The sequence below is a fragment of the Shewanella sp. 433 genome, assembly GCF_059338565.1.
The window spans coordinates 1,698,534-1,719,290 of sequence record NZ_CM181703.1 but is presented as its reverse complement, the minus strand read 5'-3'; the positions used below and the strand labels follow the sequence as shown (position 1 = coordinate 1,719,290).

Below are 20,757 nucleotides of genomic sequence, written 5' to 3'. Positions count from 1 at the left end.
GGTTCGGCAATAGCCGCAGCCTTTCCCCGAAGGATACCAATGAATAACGCACTGAACGCTAAATCAGCCTTAAAACTGCAAAACGAGCAACTATTAGAGCGATTTAATGCGGGCGAGTCGGTTACCTTGCTGGTAAAGCAACGCTGTCGCGCCGTAGATGCGTTACTGTGCAAACAATGGCGTTCTCATCAACTTGAGCAACATCCTGTGGCACTGATCGCGGTTGGTGGTTATGGTCGTGGCGAACTGCACCCGCACTCAGACGTAGATCTGCTGTTTTTGATTGACGGACAATTATCCCAAGAAGGTGAACACCTATTGGGGCAATATATCGCCTTTTTGTGGGACGCTGGCTTAGAAGTGGGCCATAGCGTCCGCAGCGTTGATGACACTATCAATCAAGGCCGTAATGACATTACCATAGCAACCAACTTGCTCGAAGCGCGGCGGCTATGTGGTCCACACAAGTTATTTGCAGAGTTATATCGCCGCGTAAGAGAAGCCAACTTTTGGCCTGCCAGTGAGTTTTTTATTGCTAAGCGCGATGAACAGATTCTCCGGCACGCTAAAGCCAGTGCCTTCGATCTCGAACCCAACATCAAATCATGCCCTGGTGGTTTACGCGATATTCAAACCATTACTTGGGTAGCTATGCGCTACTTTAATGCCAGCTGCACCGAAGACTTAGTCGCCCACGGTTTTTTAGAAAAAGCAGAGTTAGACGAACTACTCGAATGCCAAGAATACTTGTGGCAGTTGAGATTTGCACTGCACCTTATCTCTGGCCGTGACGAAAACCGTTTACTGTTTGACTTGCAGCGTCAAGTTGCTGAATTACTTGGTTATAAAGATAAAACTCAGCTTGCGGTAGAACAGATGATGAAACGCTACTATCGCACGGTGCGCCGGGTGATGGAGCTTAACCAGATGCTGCTGCAACTGTTTAAACGGGCAACCTTAGGTCACACTACGGCACTTGAAATCTTCCCTATCGATGAAAACTACCAACGTCGTAGTAGCTTTATCGAGTGTCTTAAGCCTAACCTTTTTGACGATCCCGCCGAGATCATGGGGCTCTTCTTACAAGTGGCGCGTAACTCCAATATTAAAGCCATTTACGCGCCTACCCTGCGCCAGCTTCGCCGAGCGCGGCGTGCACAAACCCAACCGCTAATGCATCATGAGCCGTGCCGGGCGATATTTCTTGAAATATTACGCCATCCGCGCGGTATTGCGGCCTTATCATTGATGCACAGCCACGGGATCATGTCTGCCTACTTACCTGCTTGGCGCAGTATCGAAGGTCAGATGCAGTTTGACCTGTTCCATGCCTATACGGTCGATGAACATACCCATAGATTAATCTTAAATATCGAGCGGTTTTCTCAACCCGAGCAAAAAGAGGAATTTCCACTTGGTTCAGTGCTGATTAATCAGCTGCCTAAAAAAGGTTTACTGGTCTTGGCGGCCATTTTTCACGATATAGGCAAAGGCCGCGGCGGTGATCACAGCAAGCTGGGCGCAGTCGATGCTCAAGCATTTTGCGATCTACACGGCTTAAATAAACACGATGGCAGACTGGTTAGCTGGCTAGTCGAGAATCACCTGATTATGTCGGTAACGGCGCAGCGCCGCGATATTTCCGACCCTGATGTGGTTGCTGAATTTGCCGATAAAGTGCGAGATGCGGTGCATTTAAGCTATCTCTACTGCCTGACGGTCGCGGATATTTGTGCCACCAATGAAAAAACCTGGAACAGCTGGAAAGGCTCGTTACTGCGCGATCTTTACTTTTCGACGCAGCGGGTGCTAGCACGCGGCAAAGAAAAGCCGGTTGATATTCGTGCCCGTGTACGCGAACACCAAGCCAAGGCAAAAAAAGAGCTGCTAAGACGCGGCATTAAAGAAAAAAGCCTCGACCAATTATGGTTACGCTTTAAAGCCGATTACTTTTTGCGTCACCAGCCCAATCAAGTAGCTTGGCATGCCGAGGCTATCCTTAAACATAAACATGATGAAGCCTTAGTACTCATCTCCAAACACACCACTCGTGGTGGTACAGAATTATTTGTTTATACTCCAGACAAACCGAGATTATTTGCCACTGTTATGGCGGTACTCGATAATAAAAACATCAATGTGCATGATGCTAATATCATGAACTCAAAAGATGGATATGCACTGGATTCTTTCGTCATTTTAGAGCAAGATGGCAGCCCAGTTTCGCAGTTATCTCGAATTCAGAGCTTAAGAAAAGCCCTGATCAGAGCCTTAAGCAGCGATACCGCCAAACTGCCCAAATTTAAAAAATTGCCGCGTAAGATGAAACCCTTTAGGGTACCGACTCAGGTGAGTTTTTTACCCGCGCGCAAGCAAGGCACCACCTTAATGGAGCTTATTGCATTAGACAGCCCTGGCTTACTGGCTAAGGTCGGTGATATTTTTTATCGTTGTCAGGTCACGCTGCTGGCGGCCAAGATCACCACGATTGGTGAGCGTGCAGAAGACTTTTTTATGTTGCAAACCGCCGATGGCAAACAGTTAGAACCAGCTCAACAAGAGGAGCTCAGCGCCGCGTTAATCGAAGCGCTCGCCGAGCCAAGTAACTAAATACTTTTTATTCAGCAATCATCTTTAATGATAATCGGGAGACGTTAATGGAGGCTTTACGCCAACGTATTGAGGCAGCTTTTGAAGCTCGCGCAGAAATTACCCCTACCACGGTCGATGCCAGCGTGCGTGCCGACGTAGAAAAAGTCATCAATATGCTTGATAAAGGCGAGGCACGCGTCGCCGAGAAAATTGATGGTCAGTGGCATGTGCACCAATGGTTGAAGAAAGCCGTTTTACTCTCGTTCCGTATTTTCGACAATCAAGTGGTCGACGGTGCAGAAACTAAGTACTTTGATAAAGTGCCGATGAAATTTGCCGACTACGACGAAGCACGTTTTAAAGCGGAAGCGATTCGTGTGGTACCTCCTGCAGCTGTGCGTAAAGGCTCTTATATCGGCAAAAATACCGTATTGATGCCGTCATATGTCAACTTGGGCGCTTACGTCGACGAAGGCACTATGGTCGACACTTGGGCAACTGTGGGCTCATGTGCACAAATTGGTAAAAACGTGCACTTGTCAGGCGGCGTTGGCATTGGCGGTGTACTTGAACCGCTGCAAGCTGGCCCCACCATTATCGAAGATAACTGTTTTATCGGCGCCCGCTCTGAGATTGTTGAAGGTGTTGTGGTTGAAGAAGGCTCGGTTATCTCTATGGGCGTCTACATTGGCCAAAGCACACGTATTTTTGACCGTGAAACTGGCGAAGTGCATTATGGCCGCGTTCCTGCCGGCTCTGTGGTGGTGTCGGGTAACTTACCGTCAAAATGTGGCACTTACAGCCTCTATGCGGCGATCATCGTCAAGAAAGTCGATGCCAAAACTCGCGGCAAAGTGGGCATTAATGAACTACTGCGTATCGTTGATTAATCACCGTTGCACCTAATATTAACGCCAGCTGCAGCACTATCAGCTGGCTTTTTTATACGCTGGGTACAGGCATTGCTCTATGCTAATAGCCTTGTACTACCTTGTACTAATTATTCATCGCCCTATCCCCTTAACCTTTGAGCTCTCTTCTCTGACCTATTGGCCCCCACAAAGACACATTTGTTTACCTGCAGATACCATTCGATACATGCCTCACATAAAAATACATTTTTAGACAATTTACTCACAGCTTTTGGCGCTAAAAACGACTTAACTCAACCTTAACCGCCATAAAAAATGCTAGGAGTTCAACATGAAAAAGTTACTCTCGATCGCTGTCATTGCTTTAGCGCCATTGGCTTTCTCAACTCAGGCAGCCATGACAGTGCAGATGGAAAACGCTTTAATTGCCGTTTGCAAAGCAGGGGCCAGCAACAACGTCGTTAAGTTTAATGGCACCATGCGGGAATACCGCATCAATAAACAGCGTATTTTCCCTAGGCTCGTTTGTAATCAGCAGAGCTTTTACCAGTTCGCTCAGTCCCAAGGCGCAGAGCGTACCGCACAGCAGATATTACGTTACACCAAAGGAAGTGTAACCATCACAGATATTGCCATGCATTATGAGGATATGCAGCCACTTACCGTTAACTATTAACGACTTATCATAAAGCATGGAGCGTAAACCTAGAGAGATTAGCCGTAATCAACAAACCAGTGACGAAAGCAGAAGCTACGTAGCCGATAGGTTAGCAATTCTAAGTTAAAGATTTGAGATTTGAGATTTGATCTCAGTTGACCTCGTCGCCTAGCGACGGGTCAACCAAGACTTTATATGCTCATTGATACCATCACCGCAGATTTAGCGTCACAGCTATTAAAACACCACCGTCTTATTGCCATAAACAATGACATTTTCTTGCAGTACCAATTGCAGCGCTTTGCTCAACACGCTTTTCTCAACATCACGACCACATTGAGCCAGATCATCGGCGCTAAAGCTATGATCCACTGGGATCACATCTTGCTTAATAATCGGCCCTTCATCCAAGCAATTATTGACAAAGTGCGCCGTGGCGCCAATGATTTTCACCCCACGTTCCCACGCTTGTCGGTAAGGTGCAGCCCCCACAAAAGCTGGCAAAAAAGAGTGGTGAATATTGATGATACGGTTAGGGTGTTGCTCTACAAACTCCGGGGTTAACACCCGCATATATTTAGCCAAAACGAGGTAATCAGGTTGATATTGCACGATAATATCCAACATGGCTTGCTCATGTTCATGACGAGTCAAGCCCTCATGAGACACCTGATAAAACGGGATATTAAATTTTTCAGCTAATGGTTTGAGTAGATCGTAATTACCAATAATTGCTGATATTTCAACATCTAAAGCACCGTAATACGCTTTCATAAGTAAATCGCCAAGGCAATGAGCCTCTTTGGTTACCATCACAACAATCCGCTTGGTGCTTTTGGTCACCAGTTTAAGATGACGCTGGGGCGGTAATACCTTCCCTACATCGAACAGTAACCCCTGCTCATCCTCACAGCCTTCGACCTCGGTGCGCATAAAAAATCGCCCCTGTGCATTATCAACAAACTCACTGTTCTTAACGATATTTAAGCCGTGGGCATAACAGACAGCGGTAATTTTAGTGATTAACCCCGGCGCATCGGCGCAGTCGGTGATCAGTACTTTTCGTTGCATCATTTTTCTCCATTAACCTCGATCTAAGCCAATAATGACGCTTGTTTTGTTCATTAGCTAGCCCGATAACTCAGCCGTTATGATGACGGTTTATGTCGGTCTAAATACCGCTGTAACAAGCGACGAATGCGTTCAGCTTTAGTCCCATAAACCAGTTGTACGCCACTTCCGACCATCACCACACCCTTTGCCCCCAGTTGTGCTAGGCGTTGCTTATCCACAAGTTCGGCCTGTTTAATGCCTATCCGCAGCCGAGTTAAGCAAGCACTCAATCCACTGATGTTATCTTTACCACCTAAGGCTGAGATCATGGCAATGATACCTAGAGGTGGTGCCGATTGTCCTTCTACTCGCCCAGGGGTTTTCAAATTAAAGGTCATAATGGAAATACGAAACACCAGATAATAGATCACTGCCGTCAGCGGGCCTAATACCCAAAACCAATGTGTATTATGTGACAATCCAAACAATAAGGTAAAATCCACCAGCCCATGGGAGAACACCACACTGTGGTGAATATCTAAGGCAATAGCCACCGCATAGGCAAGCCCGGTCATCAAGGCATGCACTAAAAACAATAATGGCGCGACAAGCATAAAGGCAAATTCGACGGCTTCGGTCACCCCAGTTAACCAGCTTGCCCCCGCTGCTGAGAGCATGATTCCTGCGACGCGATTACGCTCACTTTTATCCGCACAGCGCCAAATAGCCAGTGCCGCAGCAGGTAACCCCCACATTTTAATCAGATAACCACCAGCTAAATGACCTGCTTTAGGATCGCCCGCTAAATAACGGGCAACTTCGCCCCTCACAACTTCGCTATCGGTAGCATATTGCCCCATTTCAAGGTAAAACGGCGCATTCCAAATATGGTGTAATCCAAATGGGATTAATAGCCGCTCAACACTACCGTAGATAGCAAAGGCCAATACGGGCTCTTGATACACGGCCCAATCTGAGACGCCCTCAATCCAGTGAGATAGTGGCGGCCATAGCAACAGGGCACCATAGCCCAACCCCATGGCGATAGGTAACATTAACAACGGAGCGCTACGGTGGCCTTCAAAAAACGAGAACACTGCAGGCAGTCTAAGCCGCTCGCTAAGCCTAACCGCGATGCAGGTCACTGCACCAACAACAATACCACCAGCGATACCAGTGTCGAACGTTTGCGCCCCTAATATGCTCTGCGCATCAAATTGATGTATATCGACCCACGCCGATAAACTGGCAAAAAATACGCTATAGCCAAATACTGCAGTAAAGGCGGCAATCCCTTGATCACGACAAAACCCTATCGCTATGGTCACCGCAAATAGCATCGGCATCATAGCGAAAATCAACTCACCTATGGCTAACATTACAACGGCACTATTGGCCGAAATAAACGCAATAGGGTTGAAAGCTAACCCCACCATCAGCCCTGCTGCAGGTAAAATCGCGATGGGCAATAGCAATGACTGGCTTAGTCGCTGGGCAAACTTAAACCATTGATGACGGAGTTGTTTCAATCGACGTGATTCGGTGAGGCCATTAATAGCCATTGACTCAACCAGGCTTTAGCCGCGAGCTCGGGCTCCATGGTTTCACAAGCATCAAGCTTAAGTAGCTCACCGACCCTAGTAGCACCTAATTCAGTTAATAGCTCATCAAACTTAATTCCTGCATGGCAGAAAGTCTCATAACTTGAGTCACCCAAGGCAATGACCCCGTAAGCTAACTTAGGTAGATAAGGTGCTGCCTGTCGCAGCGTCTCAAACCAAAGATTAAGCTCGTCTGGAATATCCCCCTGTCCTGTAGTTGATGTAACGATGAGTAGCAACTCATCTTCTGGCGGCACAAAGCCCGTCAAGGTTTCAGGGGCGCTAAGCATCACAGGCCATTGGGCCTCGACAAGTTGTGCTTGTAAGGTTTCGGCCACAAACTGGGCGTTGCCATAAACAGTTCCAAAAACTAGATTAACTTTTTTCATTTTTTCTTTAGCCCTCGGCACAGAATTTACATATAATTCAAACAATACTTTATTGAAAGCTTGATAGCTACACTAGGTTATTGAGTTTCAAGGATCAATTAGATGCGACACTCTAGCCGAAAAAAACATCTAAAGCATGTTCAACGAAGCGCTCATATTAGACGCATGTGTTATTTCAGAACCGTCCACACTTTTGCCCCGCTGCAACCATACGAACTGACCATCAAGAAAGAAACTGAGTTGTTAACCCATCAGACTGATAAAGATAAACAAGAGTGTAAATAGCTAACCGATCGTTAGTCCTGTTCTAGTCATAACCAGTAACTTATCTACGGCGCAGAGCACCGACTGACACTTACCGATGAGTATGACTAAATAAACACCTTCAATGAAAATACCTTACGCACTGACACTTGTTTTTATTCAAGGTGGCGTAAGGCATTTGATGATAACGGTAAAATATAGTAGGCAATGAGCGGTATTAAACCAACATAATTAGCGTGCGATCAGTAAGCTTGGCTTATCAGACAACAATTCATCATTCCAACCAAAGGCCTCAAACAAGGTCAACCACTCTGGTTCTAACTCGGTTTCGACACTCATAGGCTCACCCGTTCTTGGATGAGTGAAGCTTAATTTTTTAGCGATAAGCCATAAACGATTGATGCCAAAGTGATCCCTAAAAAAGCGATTTTGCTTACCATCACCATGGGTGGTGTCACCCACAATTGGATGACGCAGATGCGCCATGTGCCGGCGAAGTTGGTGTTTACGTCCCGTATGAGGCGTTAACTGCACCAATGCGTAACGACTGGTAGGATAGCGTCCTGAAGCATAGGGTATTTCACAGTTTAGCAGAGGCTGGTAACTGGTTTGCGCTTCTTGAGCCGCCTTATTAGGGTCGACATCCTTATCGCCCAGCTCATCAAACTCCTGTTTAAGCGGATAATCCAAGGTATCACCTTGCAACATATTTCCACGCACTATGGCTAAATAGTGCTTTTCAACCGCTTTTGAGGCGAATTGCTGACACAAAACATTAGCCATTTCACTGCTTTTAGCAAACAACAATACACCCGATGTTGGCCTGTCTAGGCGGTGTACCGGAAACACATGGCAGCCGACTTTGTCACGCGTCATTTGCATGGCAAAAAAGCGTTCTCGGCGAGCAAGATAGCTGCGATGCACCAATAAGCCAGCGGGCTTATGGATCACGACCAGATCTTCATCCTCATAAAGAATAACTATCTCTGGCGCTGAGTCTGCGGCACTACAGGTTTCATCACAGGGCATCGCTTGCGGATCGACTATTGGATTATCTTGGTTCACTTAAACACTCATCTAATTGATTAATAATGCTAATTAACGTTCGCAGCTCAATGCGGTGCTGCCATACGTATTCAGCCATCGGTGCTAACGCAATATTAGTTGGCAAAGGAGCTCGCTGGGCCACAAGCTCATTCATCTTGGGAATAAAAATAAATTGCAGCCAATGCTCAAATGGCATTGACTCACAAGCAAACGGCGTAGGATCGGCCATGGCCTGCGCTGACGGTGGCTCATCAGCCCATAACGCCTGCGCTTTTAGTTCCTGCGTAATGAGAGCTAATTGCTTTTGGGTAAACCGGTACAACATTGTAATTTCCTAGCATCATTGACGATAGATCTTGTCTCTAGTGACGGATATCTTGGCTATTTTGCGCCAAATTATACCATCTCGGTAGAGTTCTCCCTATAATAACGGCCATTGAAATCTAGTCCTCACATGTAACGGCATTCTAACTCATGACTGAAATCACCACTCTCACCCAATTTTTAACCACGGCCAACTCTCAATTCGAAATCTATGATCTAGGCCGCCGGGTACAACATATCGATAAGTTAGCATTTTCCCAAATTGAGCAGCTAGCAACGCCTTACCCTTCACCTATTCAAGGCCATGCTCAATTTGCATTGGTTTTTTGGGACGCATCAAAACAGTATTACATCTGGTTTTTAAAACTCCCTCTTGATGAGCGAGGCTTGCTCTCTCCTGCGCCAAGAACCCAATTTATTCGTATGGTGCTTGAGGCGTTGGGCAACGATCCCACCCAGCCCATATCTGAAGAGCAACAAAATAGACTGGCCAATCACCCTTTCGCCTTTAAGCCTAGCGCCGAAAAGCTGGCGCTGTTTAATGCTCTAGTGAGAAAGCAGCTCGGCCAAGTGGCTTCTGCGCAATATGAATTTGCCTATCAATACCTCTCCGGCCAAGCGGATACCAGCCGCTGGCAAGATGTGGGTTTGCAAGGGATTGCCGATATTTGTGTTCACGCCGATGAACTCGATCACCAAGCTCAGATTGAAAACGCTTTAGAGCACGGTGCCATAGAGGTACAAATCGCTATATGTCAGCAATTAGAACATTTAACCCTTTCTGCCGAATTTGCAGAGCGCTTACTGGAGAAACTCTATAGCGTAAAGGCTGAACATAAACTCTACTTTATGCGCGCTTTAGCATCTCAAGCTAAATATTCTCAAAAAGCCATTCACTACTTTGCTCAGCACGACCGTTTAGATAAAGAGACACTAATTACCATTGCCGCTCGCAATTGGATGGCCCTAAAAGACGATCAGACCCGCACTCTTTATCTCGAAGCCCTTGCAAAACAAGATCAACACTTCTTTAACCAAATTTTTGCTGATATCGTAGCTATTCCAGCGATTAGAGCCGAGCTATTAATGGAACTCCGTAATCCTAATCGCAGCACAGTACTGTCTGCCGCAATTGGTGGATTATTTAAGGTAACGAAAGCATGATGACAGACTTTTTATTGATTGCGGCGCTCGTGATCATTGCCGCCTTTTTCTGGCAATTAAGACAGATGGCTGAAGTAAGCCGTTTGTTTGCCAATAGCGAATGCAAAAAACAACGAGTGCAGTTTTTGGCTATCGCCATGGAATCGGCTCGCCCCAGCATAGGCGGTAATAGTGGTCTCACATGGAAAGCTAAGTTTCTATTGGATTTTAGTACCGACGGCCTCAATCAATATCAAGCAACTATCTGGATGCATGGAAAAAAGATCCAAAAAATTCAGTGGCCAATATTTCCTGAACCCGAATGGTTAGATGCACCACAAGCCAGCGGCTCTATTGGCGGCGGTTGCGGTAGTCGTGGCGGCTGTAAACCCAATGGCTGTAAATAGCACTAAGCCTATAAAACAGGCTCAAAAAAGATAATGTGAAGCTGAACTCAATCCAGGCGATATGTGAAAGTCTCCAAAAAAAAGCGCGGCTCAATAAAGAGTCGCGCCTTGTGTCTTTCGCTAAGCTATCCTGCTATGCCTGTGCTCCCTGCACCATCCATGGGTTCGAATTGCTCCTTGCCTCTTCCCTGTATCCCTTGCATCCTTGTACTTGACGTACTGTCCCTTTACTTGGTCATCCTTTTACCAAGTTTGCTTACTCCTTAAGCATGTCCTTTGTCGTCCTTGTGCTTCCTTGCTACACACTCCGTGTCTACTGCCATCCTAGGCAGAGCGCGTTCATCCATGAATATTCGGCCTTCCTTAGTCTGCTTGCACTCATCCTGAGCGCTACATCCTTGCCACTCCTAGTATGCTATCAATCCTAACAGCACTGAATCATCCTGATTCATTGTCCATAAGCATTCATCCTTGAACACGATCAATTGTAAAACACCGAGAAATATTTTGACCGGTAATAACCATTAGCATTGCCATAACAAGCTATCTTAACCAGCCAAACCGTTAATAACCGTATGAAAAAATTGAAAATTAAAATAAAAGATGAGTTTTTATCTAGTGGTAACTCCCCCAAAGTCTTACGCTGTTGTAAGAGATAGCTCACAAGATCACGAGCAGATGTGGGTTTATACACCAATAAATGTTAACAACATAGCAGCTGTTAACTCGAGAAGGCCAACATGCAATGACGAGAGCAGGCCTATATTTAACCAAAGAAAAAGGCGCACTAAAAAGTGCGCCTAGTATACTTTTGTTAGCCTTCCTGCTATCACACTGCTCCCTGCTTCATCCCTAATGCTGCGGCATCCTGCCAGCTCCAAACAGATCCTTTAACATCCTAGCTGTTTTTCCTGAGTTCAATTATTCCGTTTAACTGAATCGCTCATTCCATTAAGCATTGGTGCATCCAGCAAGACAATCCTTGTACTAAAGACTTAAGTCGTTATTCCTTATTGTCACATCCCATGTCACTAGAGTGCATCCTGACTCCATCCATCACCTTGTCCCAAGCACTTCATCCTGAAGTCATTTAAGGTGTGACTTAAGCTCAATTCCTTAACTGCGGTTATTATAAGGCCAAGCTTTGTTCTAGCGTACGATGATAAAAACAATCATACTCAACATGCTAGGGATAACCTGCAAAAAAATATAATTTAAGCCATTGTTTTATAAAAGCTTACTATGTAAAAACCCCATAAAACACTCAATGAAAAAGTTAATCACTCACATCATTGTAAGAGATCTCTTACATCTAGATGAGAGATAAGGAGTTAACCGCCACAAAGCAATTCGCTCGATAAAAGCCATTAGCCCAAGCTATTCTTGTTATTTGGGTTTAATTTTATATAACGATTTTACCCACTGCGTAAACATCAGCCAATCTGCCAAAAAACTGTATATTGGGTGAGTAAACGTCGCGGGGCGATTATGCTCAAAAGCATAGTGTCCTAGCCAAGCTGGACCATAGCCCACAATAGGAAGCAGTAATAACACCCAAACGTTACCCAGTGAGATTGCTAAGGCGATTAATAGTAATACCAAAGTACTACCAACATAATGCAGCGCACGACACATAGGATGCTGATGTTGTGATAAATAAAACGGGTAAAAATCGCTAAAACGGTGTAAAGGCTTATTCACTTTCGGCGCTGCGATAAAATAACAGTTCGCCCTCTACACCGTCGATATCCAAGCTTTCTATTGCGGCAAACCCCAGTTTGGAAAACAGATGAGCATGTTTATCTTCGGTTACAAACACACCAATGCCATCAAGCTTTGGTTGTTCATCACACCAACTAATCACCGCCTCGACTAACCACACTCCTAAGCCTTTATTTTGTTCTGTTGGTGTCAACGCAATAAATTGCAAGATACCACAATGAGTACTGGGTAAGTGTTCTAGAATGGAGTCTTCTTTGTTCATTAACGCTTGAGTTGAGCGCCAGCCAGTACTGATTAACATTTTTAGTCGCCAATGCCAATATCGTGCTTCACCAAGAGGCACTTGCTGAGTCACAATACACACTAACCCAACAAGTCTTTGATCATCAAACAGGCCAATTAACGCTTGCTCTTCTTGCCACAATGTATGTAATTCTTCGCGAATTGCCCCGCGCAAATTTTGTTCATATTGCGCTTTGTCGCCTTGATATAAAGCGGCCATAAAAAAAGCATCATCATGGTAAGCGTTATATAAGATGGAAGCTGCGATGCGAAGATCTTCAGCGGTTAAATATACAGCCTTATAGCCATTGAGGGTCTGTATGGGGGCTTTGCTATTCATTTCTGAATGTCCAAATTAGCGGTCAACCTTTCCAATGTAACAAAAGTGTTAATTAGTGCAAAGCATAATCTTTGTCCGCCTAATCTGACTAATATCTGCATCCACTTCGAAATGTAATAAAAATTTTCAGTAGATAATTTACTGGCATACTGATTACGCGCTGCAGGCTACAGTGCATAGGGTACTGACAAACAGGTTCATAATATTTCAGTAACTTAATCATTTTGTTCCATACTCAATGAACTGATTCGATATTAATTAAGGAGCCCAAAATGGATATCACTACACCCAATCTCAATAGTTTATTTGCACAGCTAGGACTACCTAATAGCGATCAGGCGATAGCAGACTTTATTGCGCAACACAAAATGGCAGACAATATCCATATTGCTAACGCCGACTTTTGGAACCCATCTCAACGCCATTTTATTAAAGAATCACTCGAAGAAGATGCGCAGTGGACAGAGGTGATCGATCAGCTAGATGCGCAGTTAAGAGCATAAACTTGCAGGTAAAGAGTAGATAGACTTGGCTCGATATCGTATAACGAGCCAAGTGTCTAATAGTCGTTATGGCCTTTATCATTTCGCCATGTGACGTATAGCGGGATCAAGATGATTAACCCTTTAACTGAGCAGCCATGCTTAGAGGTTAGCATAGGCCGCATCGCCCCAACCAGTAACCTTGTTATCGGCTAAGACTATCGGCGTACATTCATCTTTAGTAGTCGTACCATCTCCTCTGATGCGCTGGGTACGATAATAGAGTATGGCGACCTCTTGGCCTTGTTTAACATAGGCTTCAGTAAAATCAGCCGTGCCCATTAGTGAAATCACTTGCTCTCTATTCATGCCGATGGCCAACTTCGACAAATTTTCCCGATTTTGTGCTTGCGTGGCTTGCCAGCTATGGCCCTTATCCCAGCCGCCCTCTTCGTCGCCAATATTGATCACACAACCTGACATTCCAATGGTTGATGCTGTCAAAATAATCAAACTCAGTAATTTTGTTTTCACTTTAACTCCCTGTTTATCTATTATAATCGACATTAATTACAGCAAAGTGCATGCCAAACAACTATCTATATGAATAATAATGTTTTTTATTTGGTCGGTTCTTTTAATGGATACCATAATTGCTAAAAAGTAAGGAATTTCACTCATTATGACTCCAATCGAACAGGTCGTTGCAGTGGCAAAAGCGATTGTCGACTCCGGCAAGACACCTAGTCTGGCACTGATAAAATCAAAGCTGGGAAACGCATTGCCTATGCCAGTGCTCATTCAAGGCATACAACATTTTAAGGCGTTATCTAAGGAAGAAGTGGCGGCGCTTGATGCAAGCTATCACCTGCCCACCGTGGTAGAGCAGTCCGCCAGTGCCGAGACCGCCTTAGCGCAATTGCAGCAACAAGTGCATGCCTTAACACAACAGCAACAGGAGTTAATCAATAGGATCTCCGCCCTAGAAGCCAAACTCACACAGCGAGATAACCATTAATGCACGTCGTGGAATTAAGATTTGAATGCTTCGATAACACCACCATCACCGCGGCAGAACAGGCTATCAATGGGCTTCTCGAAGCTTACCGTGCTAACGGCCAAGTCCTTGGGCGCGAATTTGCAGTGGCATTTAATGACGGGGAATTTCGCGTACGTCTGCTGATGCCAGAAAAAAGCAGCCTAGCAAAACGCTATAACAGCCCATGGGTCGAGCACGCCTTAGCTCAGCTGACCGAAGCAAAACTGTTGCACCCTCGCGAAAAATATATCGGCCAAGATATCAATTCAGAAGTGACCAGTACAGAGACGCCCAGTTGGCAGCTAATTTACACCAGTTACGTGCATATGTGCTCCCCACTTCGCAACGGTGATACCTTACAACCTATCCCGCTATACCAGATCCCAGCCACCTTTAATGGCGATCATAAACGTATCATTAAATGGCAAACTGAATGGCAAGCCTGTGATGAACTGCAGATGGCTGCGGCCACCAAAGCCGAATTTGCCGCACTTGAAGAATTAACCTCGAGCGACAGCGACCTGTTTAGACGAGGTTGGGATCTGCGCGGCCGCGTTGAATACCTAACACACATCCCCACCTACTATTACTTATATCGCGTTGGGGGCGAAAGTTTAGCGTCTGAGCAACAACGGCCATGCCCGCGCTGTGGCAATCAAGACTGGTTACTCGATGAGCCCTTATTAGATATGTTCCACTTTCGGTGTGATGACTGCCGTATTGTCTCTAACATCTCATGGGATCACCTTTAACTATTTAAAAAATAGCTTTAGTGAACTCACCTCAACAGGCTCATCAATGGGGCATACATTGATGAGCCAGATTGACTTAGCAGTACTGTTAACGTTAGCCTGCAACATAAACCTTTAGCTTTTACCTCTGAGATTGGCCCACATGGTTTTAATCCGCTGCCATATCCCCGGATGGTCAAGCTCGGGCAGAGACTCTTCAATATGCTTAACCGGCGGGCATACTCTGGGAGATAACGCATCGATAAACTCATTTAAACTCTCGGCTAACCGTTGATGAGGCACCTGCCCAGGGATCTCCAGCCAGACACTGCCGTCATTATTATCGACCACCAACATCTGATCGCCTTCGTTAAGCACACCAATAAACCAGGTGGGACTCTGTTTCAATTTTTGCTTCATCATTAAATGCCCAATCAAGTTTTGCTGTAAATATTCAAAATCTTGATGGTTCCACACCTGTAGCAGTTCGCCTTGCCCCCAGGCAGAATCAAACATTAACGGCGCCGCATAGTAAGCCCCATAAAAGGCATTTATGCTGTGATGCAGGCTCAACTCTAAGGCATGTTCAATATTATTAAAGCCGCCGGGGGATTGCCGCTCAACAGCCAGCCAACGCACAGCAACCTCTGGACGATTCACCACATGGGCTTTATCTTCGCTTAAAATGCACTCAGAATCTTCACCTTCAGGGTAATATCTAGGCGGTTCAGCTAGCTTTTCAATATAACTTTGGTGGTAAACGTCAAAAAAATTATCTAAAGCAGGTAAAGAAGACACTTAGCAGCAGTCCAAAATTTGAGTATAATGTAAGGCTATTTTGACATGGAAATCCACTCGATGACACCAGTTCATGACCCATACAGTGATGCTCCCGCCCTTGCAGAATTAACCTTAGGTAAATCGACGGGCTACCAAGCACAGTACGATGCCAATTTATTACAGGGCGTGCCGCGTAAACTTAATCGTGATGCCATTGATTTAGGCCATCAATTGCCATTTCATGGGGCCGATATTTGGACAGGTTATGAACTTTCATGGCTCAATGCCAAAGGTAAACCCATGGTTGCCATTGCCGAGTTCTGCTTAGATGTGAATAGCGCCAACTTAATCGAATCTAAGTCGTTCAAGCTGTACCTCAATAGTTTTAACCAAACTAAATTCAACAGCATTGAACAGGTGCAGCAGACATTAACTGACGATCTTTGCGCATATGCTCAAGGAGAAATCTCGGTTAAAATTATCGAGCCAAAGCACTTTGGTAGCCAAAGAATCGTTGAGCTTCCCGGTACCTGCATCGATGATTTAGATATCGAAGTCGATGATTATGATTTTAGCAGCGACTACCTTATCGACAGCACCGATGACAAAAGTATTGTCGCAGAAACCTTAACCTCAAACTTGCTCAAGTCCAACTGTTTAATCACCTCACAACCGGACTGGGGCACAGTGATGATTCGCTATCAAGGCCCTAAGATTGATCGTGAAAAACTGCTGCGTTATTTGATTTCGTTTCGTCAGCACAACGAGTTTCATGAACAGTGCGTTGAGCGTATTTTTGTGGATCTCAAAAAGTTATGCCACTGCGCTAAATTAACCGTGTATGCTCGCTATACTCGCCGAGGAGGGCTCGACATTAACCCTTATCGTAGCGACTTTGAAAATCCACCGGAGAGCCATCGCCTCGCGCGCCAATAGTCACTTAGCCGCTTGCTAGCAAAAGCGAGAAGCCAATAACCGTGACGGTTATTACCCAACGACGTGACTACTCAACGATTTGATTTATAAAAAGCCCGTATGACTAACGGGCTTTTTTACTACTCTACTCCACACCAGTATCCAACACTCGCTAGATCCTTGGCGACAGAATTCACGCACAGCCAATGCCGCGTACTAACAAACACACCCATGATAAAGAGCTTAAGAACAGCGTAATAATTGCTGCACGTTCAGATGCCTTGCCAGCAGCATCGGTCTGTCTTTAGCCTCAGATTGAGCATCTGTAGCCTTAGCGCGCTCAAGGCTTAGTGCAAAGCGATACTGCGCATCTAAGTGGCCTAACACCAACTGCCAACTGTCGCTCGACCGTTTCCCCTGCTCATCATGAAACGACAAGGTAATATTGCGCTCAATCTGAGCTTGCATCCCCTCACGTAAAGCACGCCTTGCACACGCTTGATTATCGACTTGCAACTGACTATCTGGCGCTGAGTCCTGTTGGTGAGCAACTATCTGTATATTTTCAGTTTGAGTAACCCTTGGTAGTGAAGTTGATTCAGCATTCATAACATCATCATGCTGTCGCGAGTCAAAGGCAAAACTAAAGGATTTAAGTGATAATGCTAGCCCCAAGCCCTTAGCCTTGATATATGACTCTTTAAGCGCCCACAGATCGAAAAAGCGGGCTCGTTGCTGCGCCAGCGGTAAATCCAGTAGGCTATCGGTTTCATCACGAGTGAAATAATGATTTAAAATAGGGTAGATATTGGTGCTCTCACGTTGGCGCTCAATATCAACCCCAAGCGAGAGCCAGTGGTTAGCATGAGCGATGGCCACCAGCAGATAATCGCCACTGTGGCTGATATTGAACAATAACGGACAACGGGCGAAACAAGCCGCGGACAACACAGGCTTACCTTTATCAAGGTAAGTAAACTCCCATTGCGAAGGAGCAATTTCAACTCCCATGTCACGGGCGTACAGCGACAATATAGCGCGTAAATAACTGCGTACCAGTAAGCCTTTCACGCGCGCATCAGGCTGTATAAAGCGGTCGGCTTTGGCTTGCTCGTCATCAGGTAGCCAAAAGCGCAATTGCTGCAACTGTGTTTGCCTTACCCCTTGAGGCGCCAAATCACAAAAATAGAGGGTCACTGCCGATAAAGGCTGAGATAAAGCAAATGCGGACACGATAGCAAACACCATGAGAGAACATATGCCCTAGTATAACCTCCTCCGGTGGCATTAATCGCGATGAGTTTGCAGCAAAAAGCACTAATTAAGGATTAAGCACACCGAAAGGTTAATACGTTTAACTTCCCCTTGCCTTCATCTCCCTCGTGTTCTCGATGCTCTACATTAAGCGGCGGTATAAACGCTGTATAAACTCAGTGGCGGGTTAACATGAGTGATGGGATAAAAATAAGTAATGAGATAAAACAAATGGCGCTCTTAAGCAAGATTAAGCGAAAGCGACGCTCCCCTATACGTGACGGGACCAGCGCCGTGTATTCAACGTGCTGGGCCCTTTATTTTTCTAGCCTATTTTTTATCTAGCCAATCGAGCAGCGATTAATTACAAGCTTTGATGCGGGCCAAAGACCTCGTAATGCAACTGACTAGGCGCTATGCCAAGTGCTAACAATTGTCGCTTTACCTCAGCCATAAAGGGCACAGGCCCACAAAAATAGTACTGCGCATGAGGGAGTAATCTGCCTGCAACCTTGTCCAACTCGATAGTACCAGTAAACTGATAATCCTCACCGATACGGTCATCACTGCTTGGCTCGCGATACCAGGTATAGGCCGCTAAAGGCTCATAACTAGCCGCTTTTTGCTTAATATCTGACTTAAAACCATGAAACGCCCCAAATTCACAGGCATGTAACCAAGTGATGTCGCTGTGATGCTCAGAGCCCATCAACTGATTAAGCATGCTCATCATTGGGGTCAGTCCCACACCCGCTGAAATCAACACCGCTGGCGTGTCATCATCGACCGCCAGCACAAAGTCTCCCGCGGGTGGGATCACCGCCAGTTCATCACCCACATTAAAGCCATCATGCAGTTTAGATGAGACTAAGCCACCCACTTCACGCTTAACACTGATCCGATAGCTACTGCCATTGGGGGCATCTGACAACGAATACTGGCGAATTTCTTGTTGCTCAAAATCGCTATCTTGTACCTGCACACTTAAATATTGCCCTGGTACAAAATCCATAACCGCTTGGCCATCATTTGGAGTGAGAACAAATGAAGTTATCACCTCAGACTCTTGCTGCTTGGCGGTAATCGTAAAAGCCCGCGTCCCTTTCCAGCCACCTGCTTGCTCGGCACGAGTTTGATAAAGCTGACTCTCACGGCCAATAAAAATATCGGCTAATACCCCATAAGCACGACCCCATGCATCGAGTACTTCATCGGTTACTGCCTCGCCGCCCAACTCTTTTAGCGTGGCTAACAGATGATGCCCAACAACTTGGTACTGCTCTGGTTGGATTAAAAAGCCGGTATGTTTTTGCGCGATGCGCTCCACTGCGCTGCTGAGCACTGCTAAATTATCGATATTTTTCGCATAAGCCGCAACCGCATTAAATAGCGCGACTGGCTGACCACCATTATGTTGATTGGCTAAGTTAAATGTATCTTTTAATTCAGGATTGTGCTCAAACATACGCTGGTAAAAATGGCTGGTTAACGCGGGGCCCGCAGACTCTAATAGCGGAATCGTGCTTTTGACGATTTGAATAGTTTGCTTATCTAACATAGTGCGACACCTTTAACATGTAAATAATATATATTTTTACGGATAATAAAGATGTATTTGATTTAGATCAATGTTTTTAAACAACCTCGACAAAGTAAGTTAAACTTATCGCGCTAAAATGCCATCAAGGCGCCACGACTTAATAAGATAGAACACCAAGGATGTCGACAAACAGAGCGCTGCTAATCGACACCGTCGCACACAGTAACCTTGCTAAACGGCAGCGACAAAAGCAATTTCAACCAAATAGTTAGGGTCGGCAAGCTCAGCCTTTATACAGGCTCGACTTGGCGCACACCCTGCGGGTAACCAGGCATCCCACAGTGCATTAAAGGTGGGGAGGTAAGTAAAGTCTGTAATATAAATCGTTGCCGACAGTAAACGCGAATGATCGCTGTTAATGTGCGCCAATGTCGCTTCTGCTTGAGCAAAGATCTGTGACACCTGGCCTGCAATATCCGCGTCGGTATCGGCTGCAATTTCCACAAAATGACCAATACCGTTATACACAGTGGCATCTGACCAACGTGTTGTGGGATTGAGGCGTTCAATTTTCATACTCTGTGTCATTAATAACTCCTTTAATCGATTATTAGCTCGCTATGGTAATGTCATTAACTGACTTGGGCTAGCGGCCGTATAAAAATAGCGCCTTAAGTAACATCAAAGCGGGATTGGCTTTGACAAGTATTTTAAGAGCGCGTTTAATGGCGCAGTACAAGCATACCTCATAAGCAAATGGCATGACTCATGCCACTAACACACGCTATGCCCTCTACATAATTTAGACATTTAATAGGTACTTTACATGCAAACAGCCGATGACTTTATTCAACAACTCGAACTCGAACAACATGTTGAAGGTGGTTACTATCGATCCTCTTTTCGCTCACAAAGTGATTTCGATGCCACGCGCTCACTGTGGAGCAGCATCTACTTTTTATTGCGTACTGGTGAGGTGTCGCATTTTCATCGCTTAACCTCTGATGAGATGTGGTATTTCCATGCGGGGCAGTCATTAACTATCTATATGATTGATGAACAAGGTGAATTAACCACGGCCCAGTTAGGTCTCGACATCGCCGCGGGTGAACGTCCACAATTTTTAGTACCCAAAGGCTGCATTTTCGGCTCGGCGATGAACCAGCCCGGGTTTTCACTGGTCGGTTGCATGGTTTCACCTGGGTTTACTTTCGATAATTTTGAGTTGTTTAGTCAACAAACCCTACTCGCCCAATACCCGCAGCACCAAACCATTATTGAGCGCCTGAGTCGCCCTGAATAACACAGTGCTAAACAGATAA

The 20,757-nt window shown here is 45.5% G+C and carries 22 protein-coding genes; 10 read left to right on the top strand and 12 right to left on the bottom strand.

What is annotated here, in order from left to right:
- Positions 1-39 precede the first annotated feature (39 nt).
- The 3 genes from glnD (at position 40) to AC5YB1_RS07650 (ending at position 4,140) form a co-directional block, all read left to right on the top strand.
- Positions 40-2,610, top strand: a complete 2,571-nt coding sequence (gene glnD, locus AC5YB1_RS07660) for a bifunctional uridylyltransferase/uridylyl-removing protein GlnD (RefSeq protein ID WP_494521344.1) — start codon at positions 40-42, stop codon at positions 2,608-2,610.
- A gap of 47 nt (positions 2,611-2,657) precedes the next feature.
- Positions 2,658-3,482: a 2,3,4,5-tetrahydropyridine-2,6-dicarboxylate N-succinyltransferase gene (gene dapD, locus AC5YB1_RS07655; protein WP_494521343.1), complete on the top strand. Its 825-nt coding sequence runs from the start codon at positions 2,658-2,660 to the stop codon at positions 3,480-3,482.
- 313 nt (positions 3,483-3,795) lie between these two features.
- A complete protein-coding gene (locus tag AC5YB1_RS07650) occupies positions 3,796-4,140 on the top strand; it encodes a DUF3718 domain-containing protein (protein WP_494521342.1) in 345 nt (114 codons plus the stop codon).
- A 219-nt stretch (positions 4,141-4,359) separates the two neighbouring features.
- On the opposite strand, the gene purU is transcribed toward AC5YB1_RS07650, so the two are convergent.
- From purU to AC5YB1_RS07625, 5 genes are all read right to left on the bottom strand, one after another.
- The gene (purU, locus tag AC5YB1_RS07645) at positions 4,360-5,193 is read right to left on the bottom strand and encodes a formyltetrahydrofolate deformylase (protein ID WP_494521606.1); all 834 of its coding nucleotides are present in this window, start codon (positions 5,191-5,193) and stop codon (positions 4,360-4,362) included.
- 77 nt (positions 5,194-5,270) lie between these two features.
- Positions 5,271-6,737, bottom strand: a complete 1,467-nt coding sequence (locus AC5YB1_RS07640) for a PTS transporter subunit EIIC (protein ID WP_494521341.1) — start codon at positions 6,735-6,737, stop codon at positions 5,271-5,273.
- The gene (locus AC5YB1_RS07635) at positions 6,701-7,165 is read right to left on the bottom strand and encodes a flavodoxin (RefSeq protein ID WP_494521340.1); all 465 of its coding nucleotides are present in this window, start codon (positions 7,163-7,165) and stop codon (positions 6,701-6,703) included. The genes AC5YB1_RS07640 and AC5YB1_RS07635 overlap by 37 nt, the downstream gene beginning before the upstream one ends.
- 495 nt (positions 7,166-7,660) lie before the next feature.
- Positions 7,661-8,458, bottom strand: a complete 798-nt coding sequence (gene truC, locus AC5YB1_RS07630; RefSeq protein ID WP_494521605.1) for a tRNA pseudouridine(65) synthase TruC — start codon at positions 8,456-8,458, stop codon at positions 7,661-7,663.
- Positions 8,459-8,480: 22 nt separating this feature from the next.
- Entirely contained in the window at positions 8,481-8,801 is a 321-nt protein-coding gene (locus tag AC5YB1_RS07625) for a YqcC family protein (RefSeq protein WP_475514390.1), read from the bottom strand.
- A 149-nt stretch (positions 8,802-8,950) separates the two neighbouring features.
- Between AC5YB1_RS07625 and AC5YB1_RS07620 the strand changes: the two genes are divergently transcribed.
- Positions 8,951-9,964, top strand: coding sequence for a DUF3549 family protein (locus AC5YB1_RS07620; RefSeq protein ID WP_494521339.1), 1,014 nt, complete (start codon positions 8,951-8,953; stop codon positions 9,962-9,964).
- Entirely contained in the window at positions 9,961-10,350 is a 390-nt protein-coding gene (locus tag AC5YB1_RS07615; RefSeq protein WP_475514392.1) for a DUF3301 domain-containing protein, read from the top strand. Before AC5YB1_RS07620 ends, AC5YB1_RS07615 begins: the two co-directional genes overlap by 4 nt.
- A 1,386-nt stretch (positions 10,351-11,736) precedes the next feature.
- On the opposite strand, the gene AC5YB1_RS07610 is transcribed toward AC5YB1_RS07615, so the two are convergent.
- The gene (locus AC5YB1_RS07610; protein WP_494521338.1) at positions 11,737-12,051 is read right to left on the bottom strand and encodes an Mpo1-like protein; all 315 of its coding nucleotides are present in this window, start codon (positions 12,049-12,051) and stop codon (positions 11,737-11,739) included.
- A complete protein-coding gene (locus tag AC5YB1_RS07605; RefSeq protein WP_494521337.1) occupies positions 12,044-12,694 on the bottom strand; it encodes a GNAT family N-acetyltransferase in 651 nt (216 codons plus the stop codon). The genes AC5YB1_RS07610 and AC5YB1_RS07605 overlap by 8 nt, the downstream gene beginning before the upstream one ends.
- Before the next feature lie 272 nt (positions 12,695-12,966).
- Between AC5YB1_RS07605 and AC5YB1_RS07600 the strand changes: the two genes are divergently transcribed.
- Positions 12,967-13,197, top strand: a complete 231-nt coding sequence (locus AC5YB1_RS07600; protein WP_475514395.1) for a DUF2789 domain-containing protein — start codon at positions 12,967-12,969, stop codon at positions 13,195-13,197.
- A 141-nt stretch (positions 13,198-13,338) separates the two neighbouring features.
- Here the strand turns inward: AC5YB1_RS07600 and AC5YB1_RS07595 are convergent, their stop codons facing one another.
- Positions 13,339-13,743, bottom strand: a complete 405-nt coding sequence (locus AC5YB1_RS07595) for a DUF3192 domain-containing protein (RefSeq protein ID WP_475514396.1) — start codon at positions 13,741-13,743, stop codon at positions 13,339-13,341.
- A gap of 115 nt (positions 13,744-13,858) precedes the next feature.
- Between AC5YB1_RS07595 and AC5YB1_RS07590 the strand changes: the two genes are divergently transcribed.
- Entirely contained in the window at positions 13,859-14,194 is a 336-nt protein-coding gene (locus AC5YB1_RS07590) for a hypothetical protein (RefSeq protein WP_494521336.1), read from the top strand.
- On the top strand, positions 14,194-14,967 hold the full coding sequence (locus AC5YB1_RS07585; RefSeq protein WP_475514398.1) for a Zn-ribbon-containing protein: 774 nt from the start codon (positions 14,194-14,196) through the stop codon (positions 14,965-14,967). The genes AC5YB1_RS07590 and AC5YB1_RS07585 overlap by 1 nt, the downstream gene beginning before the upstream one ends.
- 114 nt (positions 14,968-15,081) lie before the next feature.
- On the opposite strand, the gene syd is transcribed toward AC5YB1_RS07585, so the two are convergent.
- Positions 15,082-15,744, bottom strand: coding sequence for a SecY-interacting protein (gene syd, locus AC5YB1_RS07580; protein ID WP_475514399.1), 663 nt, complete (start codon positions 15,742-15,744; stop codon positions 15,082-15,084).
- Between the two features lie 60 nt (positions 15,745-15,804).
- Here syd and queF point away from each other — a divergent pair, with 60 nt between their 5' ends.
- Entirely contained in the window at positions 15,805-16,662 is an 858-nt protein-coding gene (gene queF / locus AC5YB1_RS07575; RefSeq protein ID WP_494521335.1) for an NADPH-dependent 7-cyano-7-deazaguanine reductase QueF, read from the top strand.
- A 222-nt stretch (positions 16,663-16,884) separates the two neighbouring features.
- Here queF and AC5YB1_RS07570 read toward each other — a convergent pair whose 3' ends face one another.
- The 3 genes from AC5YB1_RS07570 to AC5YB1_RS07560 all read right to left on the bottom strand — a co-directional run bounded on the left by AC5YB1_RS07570 (position 16,885) and on the right by AC5YB1_RS07560 (position 20,023).
- Positions 16,885-17,874: a 4'-phosphopantetheinyl transferase family protein gene (locus tag AC5YB1_RS07570; protein WP_494521334.1), complete on the bottom strand. Its 990-nt coding sequence runs from the start codon at positions 17,872-17,874 to the stop codon at positions 16,885-16,887.
- A gap of 385 nt (positions 17,875-18,259) precedes the next feature.
- Positions 18,260-19,453 carry an NO-inducible flavohemoprotein gene (gene hmpA / locus AC5YB1_RS07565; RefSeq protein ID WP_494521333.1) on the bottom strand — a complete coding sequence of 398 codons (1,194 nt, stop codon included), beginning with the start codon at positions 19,451-19,453 and terminating at the stop codon, positions 18,260-18,262.
- Between the two features lie 213 nt (positions 19,454-19,666).
- Positions 19,667-20,023, bottom strand: a complete 357-nt coding sequence (locus tag AC5YB1_RS07560; RefSeq protein ID WP_494521332.1) for a RidA family protein — start codon at positions 20,021-20,023, stop codon at positions 19,667-19,669.
- 238 nt (positions 20,024-20,261) lie between these two features.
- Here AC5YB1_RS07560 and AC5YB1_RS07555 point away from each other — a divergent pair, with 238 nt between their 5' ends.
- Complete coding sequence (locus AC5YB1_RS07555) at positions 20,262-20,738, top strand: cupin domain-containing protein (protein ID WP_494521331.1); 477 nt, start codon at positions 20,262-20,264, stop codon at positions 20,736-20,738.
- Positions 20,739-20,757 lie beyond the last annotated feature (19 nt).

What these genes read in the sequence shown, in the direction of transcription:
- glnD (WP_494521344.1), top strand. Translation starts at nt 40, where the DNA reads ATGAATAACGCACTGAACGCTAAATCAGCCTTAAAACTGCAAAACGAG.
- dapD (WP_494521343.1), top strand. Translation starts at nt 2,658, where the DNA reads ATGGAGGCTTTACGCCAACGTATTGAGGCAGCTTTTGAAGCTCGCGCA.
- AC5YB1_RS07650 (WP_494521342.1), top strand. Translation starts at nt 3,796, where the DNA reads ATGAAAAAGTTACTCTCGATCGCTGTCATTGCTTTAGCGCCATTGGCT.
- purU (WP_494521606.1), bottom strand. Translation starts at nt 5,193, where the DNA reads ATGCAACGAAAAGTACTGATCACCGACTGCGCCGATGCGCCGGGGTTA.
- AC5YB1_RS07640 (WP_494521341.1), bottom strand. Translation starts at nt 6,737, where the DNA reads ATGGCTATTAATGGCCTCACCGAATCACGTCGATTGAAACAACTCCGT.
- AC5YB1_RS07635 (WP_494521340.1), bottom strand. Translation starts at nt 7,165, where the DNA reads ATGAAAAAAGTTAATCTAGTTTTTGGAACTGTTTATGGCAACGCCCAG.
- truC (WP_494521605.1), bottom strand. Translation starts at nt 8,458, where the DNA reads ATGCCCTGTGATGAAACCTGTAGTGCCGCAGACTCAGCGCCAGAGATA.
- AC5YB1_RS07625 (WP_475514390.1), bottom strand. Translation starts at nt 8,801, where the DNA reads ATGTTGTACCGGTTTACCCAAAAGCAATTAGCTCTCATTACGCAGGAA.
- AC5YB1_RS07620 (WP_494521339.1), top strand. Translation starts at nt 8,951, where the DNA reads ATGACTGAAATCACCACTCTCACCCAATTTTTAACCACGGCCAACTCT.
- AC5YB1_RS07615 (WP_475514392.1), top strand. Translation starts at nt 9,961, where the DNA reads ATGATGACAGACTTTTTATTGATTGCGGCGCTCGTGATCATTGCCGCC.
- AC5YB1_RS07605 (WP_494521337.1), bottom strand. Translation starts at nt 12,694, where the DNA reads ATGAATAGCAAAGCCCCCATACAGACCCTCAATGGCTATAAGGCTGTA.
- AC5YB1_RS07600 (WP_475514395.1), top strand. Translation starts at nt 12,967, where the DNA reads ATGGATATCACTACACCCAATCTCAATAGTTTATTTGCACAGCTAGGA.
- AC5YB1_RS07595 (WP_475514396.1), bottom strand. Translation starts at nt 13,743, where the DNA reads ATGTCGATTATAATAGATAAACAGGGAGTTAAAGTGAAAACAAAATTA.
- AC5YB1_RS07590 (WP_494521336.1), top strand. Translation starts at nt 13,859, where the DNA reads ATGACTCCAATCGAACAGGTCGTTGCAGTGGCAAAAGCGATTGTCGAC.
- AC5YB1_RS07585 (WP_475514398.1), top strand. Translation starts at nt 14,194, where the DNA reads ATGCACGTCGTGGAATTAAGATTTGAATGCTTCGATAACACCACCATC.
- queF (WP_494521335.1), top strand. Translation starts at nt 15,805, where the DNA reads ATGACACCAGTTCATGACCCATACAGTGATGCTCCCGCCCTTGCAGAA.
- hmpA (WP_494521333.1), bottom strand. Translation starts at nt 19,453, where the DNA reads ATGTTAGATAAGCAAACTATTCAAATCGTCAAAAGCACGATTCCGCTA.
- AC5YB1_RS07560 (WP_494521332.1), bottom strand. Translation starts at nt 20,023, where the DNA reads ATGACACAGAGTATGAAAATTGAACGCCTCAATCCCACAACACGTTGG.
- AC5YB1_RS07555 (WP_494521331.1), top strand. Translation starts at nt 20,262, where the DNA reads ATGCAAACAGCCGATGACTTTATTCAACAACTCGAACTCGAACAACAT.